This window comes from Bacillus sp. ISL-57, assembly GCF_018613135.1.
GTDB lineage: Bacteria > Bacillota > Bacilli > Bacillales > DSM-1321 > Peribacillus > Peribacillus frigoritolerans.
Genome location: NZ_JAGGQV010000008.1, coordinates 107,987 through 125,514, shown reverse-complemented (window position 1 = coordinate 125,514; position 17,528 = coordinate 107,987). Strand labels below are relative to the sequence as shown.

Here is a 17,528-nt window from a genome sequence, read left to right as displayed (position 1 = left end):
AAAGAAGAAGCGGCAGAAAAGCCGGAAGGCGAAATCGATGCAGCGAAGCAAAAGGCGGCGGCAGCAGCCAAGGCAAAGGCAGCAGCCGCTGCTAAAGCGAAAGCGGCTGCTGCTGCGAGGAACAGGACTGCTGTACAGGAAAGCGAGGAAGCTGACACCCCTAGCGAAATTTCCCCAAATCAGTCGAAACTCGATCAAATTGTTTCTGCTATTGAAAGCCATGTAGGACAAGGGGCATTATTAGAGAACTATATTAATAGACTATCAAAAGATGTACCCACTTTAGTGGCTAATCCGGATACATATTTCTCAATAGCTAAATTTCTGCGGTATGATGAACAGCTTGACTTTTCGTATTTATCGGAACTTCATGGTACGGATTTTGAATCCCATATGGAAATCTATGTACATTTACACTCATTCAAAATGAACCAATCGGTTGCCTTGAAAGTGAAGCTTGATAGGGATACTCCCGTTATCCCATCATTGGTCCCATTATGGTCAGGTGCAAATTGGCCAGAATGTGAGGCATATGATTTATTAGGCATTAACTTTTATGAACACCCTGATTTAAAGCGGATTTTACTTGGGGAAGATTGGAAAGGGTATCCCCTTAGAAAAGACTATGAGCCTTATGATGTGGAGGTGTAAGCCCTATGTTAAGGACGGAAGAAATGCTTCTCAATGTCGGGCCGCAGCATCCGAGTACACATGGTGTTTTTCGGCTTGTCATCAAGATTGACGGTGAGATTATCAAAGAGGCTACACCTGTCATCGGGTATCTGCATCGAGGTACGGAAAAACTAGCGGAAAATCTGCAATATACACAAATAATCCCCTATACTGACCGGCTCGATTATCTGGCGGCAATGACAAATAATTATGTGCTTTGCCATGCTGTTGAGACGATGATGGGGGTGGAGATCCCTGAAAGGGCAGAATATTTGCGGGTCATCGCAATGGAATTGGGCAGAGTTGCAAGCCACCTCGTCTGGTGGGGTACATACTTGCTGGATATAGGTGCGACGAGTCCTTTCCTTTACGCATTCCGAGAACGTGAAATGATCGTTAATTTATTGACTGAATTGTCAGGGGCACGCCTAACATTCAATTATATGCGTGTCGGAGGTGTGAAATGGGATGCTCCTGAAGACTGGATTGCGAAGGTTGCCGAGTTTGTCCCTTATATGAGGGAGCAGCTTGCCGGTTACCATGAGCTTGTGACAGGGAATGAAATCTTTGTTAATCGGGTTAAAGGGGTGGGCATCTATTCGAAGGAAGAAGCCTTGCAGTATTCGCTTAGCGGTGCCAACTTAAGGTGTACAGGTGTGAAGTGGGATTTACGAAAAAATGAACCATATTCCATTTATGATAGGTTCACATTCGATGTTCCTACAAGGGAAGAGGGGGATGCCTTTTCACGCTATCATTGTAGAATGGAAGAAATCGAAGAGTCACTGAAAATCATCGAGCAGGCGGTTGAGCAATTTCCAGAAGGGCCGGTCCTTGCTAAGGTCCCTAAAATAATAAAGGTTCCTAAGGGTGAGGCATTTGTCCGAATTGAATCACCAAGAGGGGAAATAGGCTGTTATATCGCTAGTGAAGGGAAAAAGGAGCCATACCGCTTGAAATTCCGCAGACCTTCGTTTTATAATCTGCAAATTCTTCCGAAATTATTGGAGGGGGAAAATATGGCGAACTTGATAACGATTTTAGGTGCAATCGATATCGTGTTAGGGGAGGTGGATGGATAAATGATCAAGGATCTTCTCCACTCCGCCCCAAGCCTACTGAATTTCGGCATTTTTTTCGGTTTGGCAGTCCTGCTCCTGTTTGTCGTATTAGGGTTTGTAACCTATGGAATCCTTTCAGAACGTAAAATCATGGGATTCATGCAGATGCGTGTCGGCCCAAACCAAATTGGAGGGAAATGGGGCCTTTTACAGACCGTTGCTGATGTTTTGAAACTTCTGATCAAGGAAGATACGATACCCAAGAAAGCTGATAAGCCGTTATATATCTTAGCTCCGGTAATTGCGTTTGCTCCCGCTTTCATGGTCCTTGCCACTTTGCCGTTCACCGATGCCTTCCAATTTGCTGATATAGGTGTCGGGCTGCTTTATTATATGGCGATTTCCGGCATATCGACCATCGGCATCGTCACAGCAGGTTGGGCATCCAATAATAAGTATTCTTTGATTGGCGGAATGAGGGCAGCCGCTCAAATGATATCTTATGAGATTCCTTTGGTGATGTCGCTAGTGGGCATAGTCCTCATAACAGGCAGTTTAAACTTGAATGATATAGTTGCAGCCCAGGAAAAGGTTTGGTTCATTTTTCTTCAGCCGGTTGCGTTCATCGTGTTTTTCATTGCATCGGTTGCCGAGTTGAACAGGGTTCCTTTTGACCTTCCGGAAGCGGAATCCGAACTTGTTGCAGGCTATCATGTTGAATACTCTGGATTTCGCTGGGCCTTCTTTATGTTATCCGAATATGTGTATATGTTTGCAATGGCAACGCTAACCACTGTATTATTTTTAGGGGGATGGAATTCTATTCCGTTTTTGGATTTTATTCCGGCAGCCATCTGGTTCGGTCTGAAGTTCAGTGCCGTATTCTATATATTGGTCTGGATCCGTGTAACCTTTCCTCGTATAAGGGCTGATCAATTGATGGAATTCGGATGGAAAGTGCTGCTTCCGGTTGCATTGGCAAATATATTTTTGACGGCACTAATAAAAGAATTGCTTAACCTTTTTTAGAAACGTAAGCTGGTCGGAAAGCGAGGGATTTATATGCTTGGTTTAGCAAAAGGTTTAACCTATACATTAAAGAACTTGACGAGGAAAAAAGTGACCTATGACTACCCGAATGAGCCGCTTCCGCTCCCTGACCGATTTCGCGGAATCCAAAAATTCTATCCTGAAAAGTGTATCGTATGCAATCAATGCGTGACGATTTGTCCAACGGATTGTATTCAATTAACAGGTAAGAAACATCCGGACCCGTCGAAAAAAGGGAAAATCATCGATACGTATGACATCAATTTCGAGATTTGCATTTTATGTGATTTATGTACGGAGGTCTGCCCTACAGAAGCGATCGTTATGACGAATCAATTCGAGCTGGCCGAGTATAGCCGTGATCATCTTTTTAAAAATCTGGAGTGGCTGGATGAAAATGATGAAAATATCCGGAAGGTGAATAAAGTATGAGTTTGTCAGGTGAATTAATTGCCTTCATTGGTTTGGCACTCGTCGCGATAGTAGGCGGGGTGCTGTTGATTACCTTAACAAAAGTGGTGCACATGGTTATCGCACTCGTTTTTACTTTCTTGGGCATTGCAGGCATTTATATGTTTCTTTCGGCCGAGTTTGTCGCCATTGTCCAAATCCTTATTTATTCAGGGGCCATTACGATCGTGATGCTATTCGGGATTATGCTGACAAAACACCAAGAAAATGATGCACCCGCTAAAGGGGGCTGGGGGAATTTCTCCTTGCTTGTAGCGATTGCTGGATTTGCCGTAGCGGTCTATCTTGGGATTTATAATCTGGATATACCTGTACAGCCAACGGCCTTGCATGAGGAAAATACAAAGCAAATAGGTATCGAACTTTTTTCAAAATATGTCATTCCATTTGAAGTGATGTCGGTACTCCTGCTTGTTGCTTTAGTCGGTGCCATCGTATTGGCTAAAAAAGATGATGAGGAGGGAGATCGATCATGACGGGAGTTCCTTTGTCGGCTTATCTTGTATTGGCTCTCGTTTTATTTTGTATAGGGCTGTATGGTGCCTTGACGAAAAGAAATGCGGTCATTGTTTTGATTTCAATCGAGCTGATGCTGAACGCTGCAAATATCAATTTAGTGGCCTTCAGTAAATTCGGGGTAACGCCATCCATTACGGGTCAAGTTTTTTCCTTATTCACGATTACGATTGCTGCAGCTGAGGCAGCTGTAGGGCTGGCCATACTAATATCCTTTTATCGCAATAGGAAGACGGTCAATGTCGATGAAATGGAAATGATGAAGAATTGAAGGTTTATATAATTGAAGAAGGGGATTTGATACGATGATGGAGCACGCATGGCTCATACCGATCTTTCCACTCGTCACGTTTCTGGTTCTGCTTCTATCAGGCGGGCGGCTGCGGGAACGAGGGGCTTTTATAGGAATAATATGTACAGTGGCTTCGTTCGTTTTATCGTTGCTTGTCCTGATCGAGCGATTTAAAGAACCTACTTATAATATATCGATAGATTGGCTTTCCTTCGGAGGGACGCAACTTTCAGCTGGATTCGAAATCAATCAGCTCAATGCCTTGATGCTTGTGGTCGTTTCCCTTGTCAGCCTGCTTGTCCAGATATATTCGAAGGGGTATATGAAGGGTGAAGTGCGATTCTCCATTTTTTATGCTTATCTGGGCTTCTTCACCTTTGCCATGCTTGGACTAGTCATGGCACCCAATTTATTACAGCTTTATATCTTCTGGGAATTGGTCGGGGTGGGGTCTTTTCTGCTCATTGGTTTTTACTTTTATAAACTGGAAGCTAAGGCTGCGGCGAAGAAGGCATTCATCATGACCAGGATTGGGGATGTAGGGTTATTAATCGGCATCATTCTCCTATTCTGGGAAACAGGCAGCTTTGAATATGGCGAGATCTTTCAGGCCGTTCAGTCGGGCATGATATCAAGTGAAAAACTCACATTAATCGCTATTTTGATTTTTATCGGTGCGGTTGGGAAGTCTGGACAATTTCCACTTCACACATGGCTTCCGGATGCAATGGAAGGCCCGACTCCGGTTTCCGCATTGATACACGCAGCGACCATGGTTGCTGCAGGGGTATACCTGGTGGCGGCCATGTTTCCTTTATTCATGGCTAGTTCTGCTGCGATGCAGGTAGTGGCCATAACGGGTGGGATTACAGCCATATTTGCCGCAAGCATTGCCATAGTGCAAAAGGATGTTAAGCGTGTATTGGCCTATTCGACCATCTCTCAGCTTGGTTTTATGATGCTTGCTTTGGGTACTTCGGGATATGTGGCCGGGGTTTTTCATTTAATGACCCATGCCTTTTTTAAAGCATTGCTGTTTTTGGCAGCAGGCAGTGTTATTCACGCTATACATACACAGGATATGGAAAAAATGGGCGGCTTATGGCGCAAGTTGAATTGGACCGGTCCGCTGTTCTTGATTGGCACGTTGGCGATATCGGGGTTTCCGTTGCTCTCGGGCTTTTTCAGTAAAGACGAAATTCTAATGGCAGCTTGGGAGAATGGTAGTTATATATTGTTTGGTCTAGCGGTGGTTACCTCCTTTTTAACTGCGTTTTATATGTTCCGGCTGTTTTTCATGATGTTTGCAGGCGATTCACGCAGTCAGGCAGAACAGGTCAAGGAATCACCTTTCATCATGCTAATTCCCATGCTCACATTGGCTTTGCTTGCTATAATCGGTGGGTATATCCAAACACCGTGGTTTGGAACTTTTCTTGGGGAGTGGCTTGTGGAGGGAAATGAAGCTCTTCTAGGCGCCAGCCATAGTGAGGGGCCCGTTTGGATAATGTTGATGGCCGTGCTTGTGTCGCTGGCCGGGATTTACCTTGCTTATATGATATACGTTAAAAAGAAGGTATCTCGGGAATGGCTTGTCAAAGAAAACTCCGAGGTATATAGGATTTTGGAAAATAAGTATTACATTGATGAGATTTATCATTTTACTGCAGGCTATGCAATCAAAGGCTTTAGTATATTCCTATCTTATATTGAAAGGTTCATTGTCGGTGGACTTGTTTCCACTGTAACAAGTTCAATAGAAGGATTGGGGAAAATAGGGTCTAAACTGCAAACGGGACAGGTACAGCAATATGGCATGATAGCCTTTCTGGGACTTGCGGTACTGTTGGTGATTTTTGCAGTAACTGGGGGGTATCTAAGATGAATGTCTATTTGCTCTCGCTTTTAGTGTTTTCACCGCTGCTGGGCATCGTGATGGTTGCCCTCATGCCGAAAAAAGAGGAAAGGACGATTAAACAATTTGGTTTTTTCGGAACACTGCCTCCCCTTTTCCTATCATTCTTTCTTTGCAGCCAATATTATTCGGGTGTGGCCCTATCCATATTTGACATTAAGTTGAATTGGATCAGGTTTGGAAATTTGGAGATGTATGATCCCAAGCTCTTCACGGTTGATTTTGAGTTGGGCCTGGATGGCTTAAGTCTCATCTTCATATTACTGACAACAATCATTTCATCACTGGCTGCAATCGCATCCATTTATATAAAAAAAGAATGGAAAGGGTATTATTTATTATTTTTGATCCTGGAGATTGGAATGCTCGGTGTCTTCACGGCAGAAAATTTGATCCTTTTTTTCATCTTTTTCGAAATGACTTTGATTCCTGCTTTCTTTTTGATTGGCAGATGGGGCTTTCTGGAGAGGGAGAAAGCTTCTTATAGTTTCCTGATCTATAATGGCATTGGTTCGGCTGTTTTATTGGTGGCCATTTTGATTTTGTTTGCCAGGACAGGTACGACCAACATTGCAGCATTGACACAGATGATGACAATGGGCGGCGTTTCGCTTTTTGCACCCATATCCGGTTCGATGAAATATGGTTTATGTCTTGCATTTCTCGTGGCATTTGCGATAAAGCTGCCGGTCTTTCCCTTTCATAGCTGGATGGTGCGGGTCCATGCAGAAGCACCTCCATCCATAGTCATGATACATGCGGGTGTCTTATTGAAAATTGGGGCGTACGGAATCATCCGGTTTGGAATGGGGATGTTTCCTGAACAATATAAAAGCTTGGCTTTTACCATAGTCCTATTTGGGGTCCTCAGTTTTTTATATGGTGCTTTTCTGGCATTGGTACAAACGGATTTCAAGCTCGTTTTAGCCTACTCATCAATCTCGCATATGGGTATCGTCATGATGGGGCTGGGAGCCTTGAATGAAGCGGGCATTCAGGGAGCTATTTTTCAAGTCATCTCACACGGGCTAATTGCTGCTTTGTTGTTTTTCTTGGTGGGAGCGTTGTATGAGCGTACAGGAACCACGATGCTTCCTAAGCTTGGAGGGCTGGCCAAGTCGATGCCGATTTTTTCAGGGTTTATGTTAGCTTGCGGGATGGCTTCACTCGGTTTGCCTGGCATGTCCGGTTTCATCAGTGAATTCATGGTATTTCTTGGCTTATTCAAGAGTCAGCCGTTGCTTGCGGCAATAGGAGCGATCGGGCTGGTATTAACCGCTGTTTATGTACTGAGGGCGGTCATGCTTATGACTTTCGGGAAAAATGATAGCTTGATAGAAAAAGAGAAATGGGACCTAAGGGGCTGGGAGTTTTTGCCGACGTTGGTTCTTCTCGGTTTGATAATATCTGTTGGGGTATACCCAAATTTGTTAGGCGGGCCTCTTCAAGGAACGATTGAAGCCATGATGCTTGCTCTAGGGGGGCGATGAAGGATGGATTGGAACACGATGCTTTCTTATGATTGGGGAGCGATGATGCCAGAATTCATCATTCTTGGAACGACCATGATTCTTTCGATACTGGATTTATTCTGGCCGAAGCACTTTAATCGGAGAAAACTGGCATGGCTCGCGCTAACCGGAATCATTTTGGCATGTTTGTCACTGATTAGCCTGCTATCCTTTGAGACAGTCAGTATCTTATCCGATACGTTTCGTTTAGATTCATTTGCAAAAGCTTTTAAGCTGCTACTATTATTCGGAGCGGCCCTGATCATCCTTCTGGCTGAAGGATATGAACCGCGAGAGGGGCTGCGGGAGCATAGGGGGGAATTTTATTATCTGTTCCTGACCGCTTTGCTTGGAGCGATGGTCATGTCCTCAAGCGGTGATTTGATCACACTGTTCGTTGGACTGGAACTTCTTTCACTTTCATCTTATATATTAGTAGGAATGCGGAAGCATGATCGGAAGTCCAACGAAGCGTCCATGAAGTATGTGATAAACGGAGGCATTTCCACAGCAATCACTTTATTCGGGATGAGCTATTTATATGGAGTGACCGGTTCCGTCAATCTAGGCGAAATGAGCAGGACGATGGCTGCGATGACCGACGGGCAACTGCAATACATCATGGGACTCGCTTTCTTCATGGTGTTTGTCGGTGTATCCTTCAAGATAGCTGCCGCACCGTTTCATATGTGGGCGCCGGATGTCTATGAAGGGGCACCGACGCCGGTCGCAGCCTTCTTGAGTGTAATTTCGAAAATGGCGGGTTTTGTCATCATCCTTCGCCTTTTTCTTTCGTTATTCCTAACGGCTTCCGGTGATACGTTCGGGGCGCTAGATTTTTTGGATAAAAATAATATTTATATAGCTTCATTGGCGGGGCTGACGATCATCATTGGAAATGTGGTTGCGTTAAGGCAGCAAAATTTAAAACGAATGTTTGCCTATTCAAGCATCGCTCATGCGGGTTACCTGCTTGTGGCGGTGGCAACATTGGGCGGGGGATATTTCCTGCTGGATACTGTCTGGTTTTACCTAATGGCTTATGTATTAATGAATATCGGTGTATTTGCAGTCATTCAGCTGCTCTCCAGTCAAAGTGGGTCCGAAGATATCAGCATTCTTGCAGGACTGGGGAGGAAATCCCCGTATCTTGCCCTGGCATTCACCGTATTCATCCTGTCGCTTGCTGGAATTCCCGGGACGACAGGTTTCATTGGCAAACTCAATATTTTTCTTGGGACATTCATAACGGAGCCTGGACATTTCGTCCTTGCGGGAATCATGATTGCAGGTACCATTGTGTCCTATGTATATTATTTCGGATTACTGGTGCAGGTCTTTTTCCGACCGATTCATTCAGAGAAGGTCATTAAAATTCGTCCGGGTCTTTACGCCGTGTTGATCATATGCGTAATAGGCACCATACTTTTCGGGATAGCGCCAAATATTGCCTTTGATTTTATTCATGATCAATTTGGTGATTTTACAGACTTTATTTCGAGTAAATGATATAATGCCTGTATCAGAGGCTTGTTCCATTGGATCAAGCCTCTATTTACAGTTTTAAAAAGATATTTTGCAATTCTTCCTTTTTAATTCCAAATATGAAGGGGTTTTGTGTTAGAATAGAATTCGGGTGTCTTTTAGGAGGTATGTACATGTTTTCAGCAATGGGACAGCAAGCTTTAACAGGAATAATTGCACACTTGTTTTTCATCGCAGTTACCTGGTGGGCATTACAGGCATTACATTTTGATAAAATGTTAAGATCCAATTCGGTCATCAAGGCCAGGGTTTTATATATTTTATTAACGGTTGCCATCGGTTCAGTTGTAAGTAACTTCTTCCTCGACTACCTGGGATTTGCAAACCAACTTCCGTATATGTTTAGTAATGACTGATAAGCTGTAAGAATATTCTTATAGCAAAATATGATTCTACTCTTGTATTCGCTATTGCTTCCTGCAAGTTTAAGGGGAAGGTGTCACCAATTGTCGGAAAACTCGAAGTATGATCTCTCTCCTTATGGAAAGAATGTGTAAAAGGGGAGGGATTTAACATGTATTTTTTAAATAAAAAAATGTTAACATACATAGTATTTCTCGGTTTGATGGTGATTTTAATTGGGAATAGTACGATTGTGGCAGAAAGTAAACCAGATATAGTTAAAATGGTGGGACTGTTACAGGAAGATAAAGATTTAGACATAGGGGATTGGTCTGTACTCACTAGAGAAATAAATAAAGAGATTACAACTAAACAAGAGTTTGAAAGCGAAGTTACAGCTTTAAAGCGAAAATACCCTCAATTTCAATGGCACCGGAAAGATGATGCTTCCGGCTGGAAGGCTGAGGCGTTAACTTACAATGTCGATTCAGGTCTGACCGAGTCTATTAAAATAATGACAACGGAAGAGAAATTTGATAAAGTTACCTATGTTATTTACGAAGTGAAGGGGAAAAAGTGGAAGAAAGCCAATAATGCCTTTTTTACCGCTACGTTCCAAAACAGGGTGAATGACCTATTTATAGGAACTCCTTCAATTTTTTCTTGTATTAAAGGGTCTATCAATGATAATATGGATTCGGTTTTAAACTCTAAAACTGAAGACCTGTTAGATATGTTCCGAGCAAGGGAAATTGAGAGTGTGCACGAAACAAACTTTACATCTATATCTGCACATTCAACATTGTTTAAACAACCTTTGACAAAAGAAAAATTAAATTTGCAGTTTGGGCTACGGACAGAAGGATTGGGTGACCGAACGAACTTTGTAGTTGGCACACCAATCATAACGTTTGAATATTAATATAGAGAAAATGGACGCGGAGGGGAATACTTTTGGAAAAAATCATCGTCCGCGGCGGAAAAAGGCTTAGCGGGACAGTTAAAGTAGAAGGTGCTAAAAACGCCGTTTTGCCAGTTATCGCTGCAACATTATTAGCAAGTGATGGGAAAAGTATCATTAAAGATGTTCCTACGCTCTCCGATGTATATACAATCAATGAAGTATTGCGCAACTTAAATGCAGATGTTGCCTTTCATGACAATCAAGTAACTGTAGATGCATCAAGAGAGTTATTAGAAGAAGCACCATTTGAATATGTACGTAAAATGAGAGCTTCCGTTTTAGTGATGGGCTCATTACTAGCAAGGAATGGCCGGGCCCGCGTTGCTCTTCCTGGTGGCTGTGCCATCGGATCACGTCCTATCGACCAGCATTTAAAGGGATTTGAAGCGATGGGAGCAAAAGTGAAGGTCGGCAATGGTTTCATTGATGCCGAGGTAGAAGGCAGACTTAAGGGTGCAAGAGTGTATCTTGACTTCCCAAGTGTTGGTGCCACCGAAAACATCATGATGGCTGCTACGCTTGCTGAAGGTATTACGATTCTTGAAAATGTGGCCAAAGAGCCTGAAATTGTAGATCTTGCGAATCTCCTTAATAAAATGGGTGCCAAAGTCAGAGGTGCCGGTACCGGTACGATGAGAATCGAAGGTGTCGATAAATTATATGGCACTGAACATACGATTATACCTGACCGTATCGAAGCTGGTACATTCATGACAGCGGCCGCTCTTACTGGCGGCAATGTTCTTGTTCAAGGAGCTGTACCTGAACACCTTACTTCCCTTATTGCTAAAATGGAGGAAATGGGCGTTAAAATTCTTGAAGAAGAAGATGGATTACGCGTTATCGGTCCAAAAACCTTGAAGGCCATTGACATCAAAACAATGCCGCATCCTGGTTTCCCGACTGATATGCAATCGCAAATGATGGCATTATTACTGCGTGCTGAAGGAACAAGTATGATTACGGAGACCGTTTTCGAAAACCGTTTCATGCATGTTGAAGAATTCCGTCGCATGAATGCCAATATTAAAATAGAAGGCCGTTCCGTTATCGTTAATGGTCCAACTAACATTCAAGGTGCTGAAGTAGCTGCAACAGATTTACGTGCCGCGGCAGCGCTCATCCTGACTGGATTGGTTGCAGATGGCATTACACGTGTTACAGAATTGAAGCATCTTGACAGAGGATACGTGAATTTCCATGGAAAATTGGCATCTCTAGGTGCTGATGTGGAACGTATTAACGAAGATGTGCCTGCTGAAACAAAAAAAATTGCAGATTTAAACGCATAAGTAGCTTATAAAACCATTCACGTTCGAGTCTCCGAACCGTGAGTGGTTTTTTTTCGTGTTCCGGATTCTTGGCCGACAGTTAAATAGTTGTCGTTTTTCTATTCATAAATGCTTGTCCTTCGACATACATTTGTTATGTAAAGATACCTGCTGGATACGATTATACGGCAGAGAAAACAAGTGTAGGGAGGCTCAGGAATTTGAAAGCAATCAAACCGATGGTCGTACTATTCATAGCAGTAGCATTCGTAATTATCATGATTCCAGCAGTGCTTGTGCTTCCATTTTCAAATGATAAGACAAGTGGGCAGTTGACCGAGCAATTAGAAAAGAAAGGGAAGAGTGAGGGCAAAGAGGTAGCGGCAAATGAAATGAGTTCCGTAGAAGTTGCCGTTTACCGCACATCTGCAAAAAAGATTGAAAAACTGCCGATTGAATCGTACTTGAGCGGTGTGGTTGCAGCTGAAATGCCAGCAGATTTTGAAGAAGAAGCGCTGAAAGCACAAGCGTTGACGGCGAGAACCTATATTGTCAATCAGCTCATAAGCGAAAGTCGATTAGGATTGCCGGATGGTGCCGATGTAAGCGATACGGTCATGCACCAAGTTTATAAGAATAATGATGAGCTGAAAAAACAGTGGGGCTCTGATTATAAATGGAAGATGCAAAAAATTAACAAGGCCATAAAAGAAACGGCGGGTCAAATATTAACCTATGAAGGAAAACCGATTACTGCCACTTTTTTTTCGACAAGCAATGGCTATACGGAGAATTCCGAGGACTATTGGCAAGCTGAATTTCCCTATTTAAAAAGTGTATCCAGTCCATGGGATAAAGAAGAATCACCAAAGTTTTATAATAAAGTAGTAGTCGATACTGCAGATTTTGAAAAAAAATTGGGTGTAAGTCTTTCTTCGGGATCATCCATAGGAACTGTTATTGAAAGAACATCAGGTAATCGCGTAGGTGTAGTGGATATCGGAGGAAAGAAAATGACAGGAAAACAGATTCGTGAGAAGCTCGGGCTGACATCTTCCGATTTTGACTGGGAGCGTCAAGGCAACCGGATTGTGATCACGACAAAAGGATCTGGACACGGAGTTGGAATGAGCCAATACGGTGCTAACGGCATGGCCAGGGAAGGGAAAACCTATGAAGACATCGTGAAATATTATTATAAAGGCGTCAAAGTTCAGTCTTCAAGTAAGTGGCTGAATACGATGACGGCAAAAAAATGAGAGGTGGGATTTCCCATCTCTCATTTCTTTTCGTTTAATTTTTCTATAAAGGTCAAAAAGCCCCGTTCACGCTTGAAATAATGATATTGGACATGAAAATAAACTGCAGCTACTCCAATGATGTCTTTAATGACATCTATTAAGCTAGAGGAGCGGTACGGGACGAAAGATTGATGGTATTCATCCATCACTCCATAAAGGCAAGCTACAAGGGCAGACAACAGGCTTAAACCAGATCTCAGTTTTTGGTGTGCAGCAAGTGCCGAAACAAATAATATATACAAAAGGGCAAATTCGACCAGATGAAGAGCCTCTTTGATAAATCGGTCAGATGAGGATGAGGGAAGATCAAGAATCATATCATCGGGGTTGCTCGACATTATCCAAATGGCAATCATATATAGAAAAGGCAATAACGTTAACACAATTTTAAAAGCTTTTTTCATGATTTAAACATCCTTCAACAGTAAGATACCAAACATTTTACCATTCTACGAATAAAATCGGTTTCATTTCCACAAAATAAATCCAAAAAAAATTTTTCCTGAATGTATATAATTTTAACAAAATGTTCAGAATGATTGCTGAGGTGATTAATATGAGAGAGGAAGAAAAGAAACCAACTTCCACAATCCGACGTATACTAAAACAACGTTGGGCATTATCAGCAATCTATATCGCAAGTGCAGCCATAATCTTAGCCGCGGCCTTCTTATTACAAAATAGTTTTGATGATTCAGCTAACGATGGCAAAGAGGAATCGGCTGAAACAGGAAAAAACTATGGTGAGCCTTCTGTAGAGGTTAATAGCAATCTTGAGACAATCAAGATGCCTGTAGCCGATGCAGACAAATCGGTTATCAAGAAACAGTTTTATGATGTGAATGCGGATGAAAAGGCACAAGAAGAAGCATTAGTTTTCTACAACAATAGATATGAGCAAAACAAAGGTATAGACATTGCAATGGAAGATGGTAAGTCTTTCGATGTAAAAGCTTCCTTAAGTGGAAATGTAACAAAAGTTCAAGACGATGCGTTACTTGGAAATTTAGTTGAAGTAGAGCATGAAGATGGCGTTGTTACTCGTTATCAATCTGTTAAAGACATTAAGGTTGCAGTCGGTGACAAAGTAAAACAAGGACAAGCAATTGCTACAGCTGGAAAAAGCCAAATTAATGAAGAGGCTGGCGTACATGTCCACTTCGAAATCAGAAAAGATAACATTGCGTTAAACCCACTTGATTTTGTTGATAAACAAGCTTCTGCGATTCAATCTGCAGCTGATGCCGAAGCTGATAAAGAAGAAACACCTGCAGTCGAAGGATCAGAAGCTGACAAAGAAACACCTGCAGTCGAAGGGTCTGAAGCTGACAAAGAAGAAACGCCTGCAGTTGACGAAACTGACGAGAGCACTGATTTAGATAGTGGCACTGATGAGGAAGGCTCTGTCCCTGGTGAAGATACAACTGAAGAAAGCGATTCCTTAAAAGATTCGTTAAATCAATCTAATTAAGATTAAGATTTTTAATAAAATCAAAACAAAAACCTAGAGCGTTACGAATGACAACAACTGAAAATTTGGTAAAAGGAAGCCGTTCACTTTGAACGGCTTCTTTTTTTCTTTCGAGGAAATATTGGCCAATATGCTGAAACCTTTGAATTTCTGACAAATTTCTCGGGAAATAATTTACGTTTAATGAAAATAAACAGATGAAAATCAGAAATAAATCCAAACCTCCTGTCCCATTAGGCATATATTCTTAACCAAGCTAATAAGATGTTATAAACCATGCAAAGAGAGTGTTTGAGGTGAGGAATCGTTTATTACAAATTATCTAATAGGTGAATAATTCTATCTTTCATTGTTTATAGGGCAGCGGTATTCGATTCGAAAAATACGAATCTCATTTCACACTTCTCACATCCAATTTGGGGAGGTCGAGTGGTGTGCACGATTACATCAAAGAAAGAACTATCAAGATAGGAAAGTATATCGTGGAAACTAGAAAAACAGTCCGCGTCATTGCAAAAGAGTTCGGAGTCTCTAAAAGTACAGTGCATAAAGACTTAACTGAGAGGCTGCCAGAAATTAATCCTGATTTGGCTAACGAAGTGAAGGATATATTGGATTATCATAAATCCATTCGTCACCTTAGAGGTGGAGAAGCGACAAAATTAAAATACAAACGTTCTGAAAGAGAAGAAGAAATCGTTAAATGATACTTGAATCATTCCGGCAATTGGAAGTGAATCGGGCTATCGGGGAATGAGTAAGGGGACATGAAAGTGGTGTTTGCCTTTTCTTAACCTTGATTGCGGTTCCATGCCGGGGTTTTTTTATGGGAAAATACGGTAGGTTAGTACATAAGGCATTGATTTTTTTTACATTTTGGCAAAATAGGAAATAATAGTCTGTATTAGTGTTTATTTATAATTCATACTTACTTGTGTCAATGCAATATGGTAAAATAAACAATTAGGACAGAAGTAGGTTATATGTGAGGATATTCAAGGAGGATTTAAGAAATGTTTGCTAGAGATATTGGGATAGATCTTGGAACAGCCAATGTTCTTATACATGTCAAAGGTAAAGGAATTGTGTTAAATGAGCCTTCGGTGGTGGCGATTGATAAGAATACAAACCGTGTTCTTGCCGTCGGGGAAGAAGCTCGAAAAATGGTAGGCCGTACTCCAGGAAACATCATTGCAATCCGTCCTTTAAAAGACGGTGTAATTGCAGATTTCGATGTAACAGAATCGATGCTTAAGCATTTTATCAATACATTGAATGTGAAAGGCTTTCTTTCAAAGCCTAGAATTTTAATTTGCTGCCCGACCAACATAACAAGTGTCGAACAAAAGGCGATTAAGGAAGCTGCCGAAAAAAGCGGCGGGAAGAAAGTATACCTTGAAGAAGAGCCGAAAGTGGCTGCAATCGGTGCCGGTATGGATATTTTTCAACCAAGCGGAAATATGGTCGTAGATATTGGCGGGGGTACAACGGATATTGCCGTTCTTTCAATGGGGGATATCGTTACATCTTCATCCATTAAAATGGCCGGTGACAAATTCGATAATGAAATATTAAATTATATCAAGCGGAAGTATAAGCTCCTGATTGGTGAACGTACAGCGGAGAACATTAAAATCCAGGTTGCAACCGTCTTCCCTGGATCTCGTAATGAAGTCATCGATATCCGTGGGCGTGATATGGTATCGGGATTGCCTAGAACCATTTCGGTCAATTCTGAAGAAATTGAGGAGGCACTTCGCGAGCAGGTTTCCATCATTGTACAAGCTGCAAAAAGCGTACTTGAACGGACGCCGCCAGAACTTTCTGCTGATATCATCGACCGCGGCGTCATTTTAACAGGCGGGGGAGCCTTGCTTCACGGGATTGATTTACTTCTTGCTGAAGAACTTAAGGTCCCAGTACTCGTTGCCGAGCAGCCAATGGATTGTGTAGCAATCGGAACTGGTATCATGCTTGATAATATGGATAAATTGCCACGGCACAAATTCAACTAAAAAGCGGGTGGAAATCCGCATCATAAGATAGGGGTCTAAGGTTCAGACAAACGTGAGGCATAGTGAAAGTGCGTGCAGTTCTAGTACTGATGAGCAATAGGCCCTCTTCTTTTAGTCGAGAATTTAACACCATTCCTTTAAATTTGACCTAGCCTGCGATATGACAAATTCTTCTGCCTAATGCTTCTCCTTTTCCTTAAGATAATGATGTTCATGACCGATAAGATAGATATGAGATATTGAACGGATAATTTATGTGGATTGGGGAGTGAAGAAGATGTTAAGAGGTTTTTATACGGCTGCTTCCGGGATGCTTGCACAGCAAAGGCGCACGGAATTACTCACAAACAATATGTCCAATGCGAATACAACAGGATATAAAGCGGATCAATTGAGTGTAAGGTCTTTTCCGGAAATGCTCATAAGCAGCATGAGTAGTGAAACGGTTCCCACGGAGAGCAAATTGAGCATGTCTAACTTTTCCCAGGTTGGGGGGCTCAGTACGGGTGTTTACGTACAGGAGGCGAATCCTTTATTTACCCAGGGCACATTGGAGGAAACCCAGCTTGATACGGATATTTCCCTTGTTGATGAAAACCTGCCGATCAATGAGGAAACGGGTCGGCAAGGCTCGGTGTTTTTTACTGTCCAGGATGGCGATGGTGCTATCCGTTATACGCGTAACGGCAGTTTCACCCTGGATGGGCAAGGTTATCTGATCACGCCGTCCGGTCATTATGTATTGAACGAAAATAATGAAAAGATCCAGCTTGATAGCGATCGATTCACAGTAGCGGAAAACGGTGTTATCTCAGAAGGAAATGTTCAAACCGCACGTTTGGGGATCGGTTATTCGGATGATCCGTCATTACAGCTCATGAAAGATGGAGAAGGCCTATATAAGGCTTTGAATGATGGGGCTTTACCTAGCGCATACGCTGCTGCGGATGTCGGTTTTTCCACTAAGCAGGGCTTTCTTGAAGGCTCCAATGTTGACCAATCGAGAACGATGACAGAAATGATGTCGGCATACCGCTCTTTTGAAGCGAGTCAGAAGGTGCTTCAAGCCTATGATAAAAGTTTGGATAAAGCGGTCAATGAAGTTGGCAGGCTCTAATTAAGCGGTAGGTG

The 17,528-nt window shown here is 42.4% G+C and carries 18 protein-coding genes; 17 read left to right on the top strand and 1 reads right to left on the bottom strand.

Features of this window, described 5'->3' with window-relative positions:
- From J7I90_RS13725 to spoIID, 13 genes are all read left to right on the top strand, one after another.
- Positions 1-651 (top strand): NADH-quinone oxidoreductase subunit C (locus J7I90_RS13725; protein WP_214772351.1); only part of this gene is annotated, 651 nt, incomplete at its 5' end.
- Positions 652-656: 5 nt separating this feature from the next.
- Entirely contained in the window at positions 657-1,754 is a 1,098-nt protein-coding gene (locus J7I90_RS13720; RefSeq protein ID WP_034315793.1) for an NADH-quinone oxidoreductase subunit D, read from the top strand.
- Positions 1,755-2,762 (top strand): NADH-quinone oxidoreductase subunit NuoH, encoded by a 1,008-nt coding sequence (gene nuoH / locus J7I90_RS13715; RefSeq protein ID WP_048685830.1) that lies wholly within the window; start codon positions 1,755-1,757, stop codon positions 2,760-2,762.
- 33 nt (positions 2,763-2,795) lie between these two features.
- On the top strand, positions 2,796-3,215 hold the full coding sequence (gene nuoI, locus J7I90_RS13710; protein ID WP_048685828.1) for an NADH-quinone oxidoreductase subunit NuoI: 420 nt from the start codon (positions 2,796-2,798) through the stop codon (positions 3,213-3,215).
- The gene (locus tag J7I90_RS13705) at positions 3,212-3,730 is read left to right on the top strand and encodes an NADH-quinone oxidoreductase subunit J (RefSeq protein WP_214772349.1); all 519 of its coding nucleotides are present in this window, start codon (positions 3,212-3,214) and stop codon (positions 3,728-3,730) included. The genes nuoI and J7I90_RS13705 overlap by 4 nt, the downstream gene beginning before the upstream one ends.
- Positions 3,727-4,041, top strand: a complete 315-nt coding sequence (gene nuoK, locus J7I90_RS13700) for an NADH-quinone oxidoreductase subunit NuoK (RefSeq protein ID WP_214772347.1) — start codon at positions 3,727-3,729, stop codon at positions 4,039-4,041. The genes J7I90_RS13705 and nuoK overlap by 4 nt, the downstream gene beginning before the upstream one ends.
- 34 nt (positions 4,042-4,075) lie before the next feature.
- Positions 4,076-5,947, top strand: coding sequence for an NADH-quinone oxidoreductase subunit L (gene nuoL, locus J7I90_RS13695; protein WP_214772345.1), 1,872 nt, complete (start codon positions 4,076-4,078; stop codon positions 5,945-5,947).
- A complete protein-coding gene (locus J7I90_RS13690) occupies positions 5,944-7,467 on the top strand; it encodes an NADH-quinone oxidoreductase subunit M (protein ID WP_214772343.1) in 1,524 nt (507 codons plus the stop codon). The genes nuoL and J7I90_RS13690 overlap by 4 nt, the downstream gene beginning before the upstream one ends.
- A 3-nt stretch (positions 7,468-7,470) precedes the next feature.
- Entirely contained in the window at positions 7,471-8,997 is a 1,527-nt protein-coding gene (gene nuoN / locus J7I90_RS13685) for an NADH-quinone oxidoreductase subunit NuoN (RefSeq protein WP_214772341.1), read from the top strand.
- 149 nt (positions 8,998-9,146) lie between these two features.
- Positions 9,147-9,389, top strand: a complete 243-nt coding sequence (locus J7I90_RS13680; protein WP_034315776.1) for a DUF1146 family protein — start codon at positions 9,147-9,149, stop codon at positions 9,387-9,389.
- Positions 9,390-9,547: 158 nt separating this feature from the next.
- On the top strand, positions 9,548-10,297 hold the full coding sequence (locus J7I90_RS13675; RefSeq protein WP_214772338.1) for a YwmB family TATA-box binding protein: 750 nt from the start codon (positions 9,548-9,550) through the stop codon (positions 10,295-10,297).
- 32 nt (positions 10,298-10,329) lie between these two features.
- On the top strand, positions 10,330-11,631 hold the full coding sequence (murA, locus tag J7I90_RS13670; protein ID WP_034315774.1) for a UDP-N-acetylglucosamine 1-carboxyvinyltransferase: 1,302 nt from the start codon (positions 10,330-10,332) through the stop codon (positions 11,629-11,631).
- A gap of 200 nt (positions 11,632-11,831) precedes the next feature.
- A complete protein-coding gene (gene spoIID / locus J7I90_RS13665; RefSeq protein WP_251025279.1) occupies positions 11,832-12,869 on the top strand; it encodes a stage II sporulation protein D in 1,038 nt (345 codons plus the stop codon).
- Between the two features lie 20 nt (positions 12,870-12,889).
- Here the strand turns inward: spoIID and J7I90_RS13660 are convergent, their stop codons facing one another.
- The gene (locus tag J7I90_RS13660; protein WP_214772336.1) at positions 12,890-13,315 is read right to left on the bottom strand and encodes a VanZ family protein; all 426 of its coding nucleotides are present in this window, start codon (positions 13,313-13,315) and stop codon (positions 12,890-12,892) included.
- 131 nt (positions 13,316-13,446) lie between these two features.
- On the opposite strand from J7I90_RS13660, the gene spoIIQ reads away from it, so the two are divergent.
- From spoIIQ to J7I90_RS13640, 4 genes are all read left to right on the top strand, one after another.
- Positions 13,447-14,382, top strand: a complete 936-nt coding sequence (spoIIQ, locus tag J7I90_RS13655) for a stage II sporulation protein SpoIIQ (RefSeq protein ID WP_251025278.1) — start codon at positions 13,447-13,449, stop codon at positions 14,380-14,382.
- Positions 14,383-14,816: 434 nt separating this feature from the next.
- A complete protein-coding gene (gene spoIIID / locus J7I90_RS13650) occupies positions 14,817-15,089 on the top strand; it encodes a sporulation transcriptional regulator SpoIIID (protein WP_034315767.1) in 273 nt (90 codons plus the stop codon).
- Between the two features lie 306 nt (positions 15,090-15,395).
- Positions 15,396-16,397 carry a rod shape-determining protein gene (mreB, locus tag J7I90_RS13645; protein WP_034315765.1) on the top strand — a complete coding sequence of 334 codons (1,002 nt, stop codon included), beginning with the start codon at positions 15,396-15,398 and terminating at the stop codon, positions 16,395-16,397.
- Positions 16,398-16,674: 277 nt separating this feature from the next.
- Positions 16,675-17,514, top strand: a complete 840-nt coding sequence (locus J7I90_RS13640; RefSeq protein WP_214772334.1) for a flagellar hook-basal body protein — start codon at positions 16,675-16,677, stop codon at positions 17,512-17,514.
- Positions 17,515-17,528 lie beyond the last annotated feature (14 nt).

Coding starts and splice junctions, on each gene's coding strand:
- nuoK (WP_214772347.1), top strand. CDS start 3,727: ATGACGGGAGTTCCTTTGTCGGCTTATCTTGTATTGGCTCTCGTTTTA.
- spoIIQ (WP_251025278.1), top strand. CDS start 13,447: ATGATTGCTGAGGTGATTAATATGAGAGAGGAAGAAAAGAAACCAACT.
- J7I90_RS13705 (WP_214772349.1), top strand. CDS start 3,212: ATGAGTTTGTCAGGTGAATTAATTGCCTTCATTGGTTTGGCACTCGTC.
- nuoH (WP_048685830.1), top strand. CDS start 1,755: ATGATCAAGGATCTTCTCCACTCCGCCCCAAGCCTACTGAATTTCGGC.
- J7I90_RS13640 (WP_214772334.1), top strand. CDS start 16,675: ATGTTAAGAGGTTTTTATACGGCTGCTTCCGGGATGCTTGCACAGCAA.
- mreB (WP_034315765.1), top strand. CDS start 15,396: ATGTTTGCTAGAGATATTGGGATAGATCTTGGAACAGCCAATGTTCTT.
- nuoI (WP_048685828.1), top strand. CDS start 2,796: ATGCTTGGTTTAGCAAAAGGTTTAACCTATACATTAAAGAACTTGACG.
- J7I90_RS13690 (WP_214772343.1), top strand. CDS start 5,944: ATGAATGTCTATTTGCTCTCGCTTTTAGTGTTTTCACCGCTGCTGGGC.
- nuoN (WP_214772341.1), top strand. CDS start 7,471: ATGGATTGGAACACGATGCTTTCTTATGATTGGGGAGCGATGATGCCA.
- J7I90_RS13675 (WP_214772338.1), top strand. CDS start 9,548: ATGTATTTTTTAAATAAAAAAATGTTAACATACATAGTATTTCTCGGT.
- J7I90_RS13660 (WP_214772336.1), bottom strand. CDS start 13,315: ATGAAAAAAGCTTTTAAAATTGTGTTAACGTTATTGCCTTTTCTATAT.
- J7I90_RS13680 (WP_034315776.1), top strand. CDS start 9,147: ATGTTTTCAGCAATGGGACAGCAAGCTTTAACAGGAATAATTGCACAC.
- nuoL (WP_214772345.1), top strand. CDS start 4,076: ATGATGGAGCACGCATGGCTCATACCGATCTTTCCACTCGTCACGTTT.
- J7I90_RS13720 (WP_034315793.1), top strand. CDS start 657: ATGTTAAGGACGGAAGAAATGCTTCTCAATGTCGGGCCGCAGCATCCG.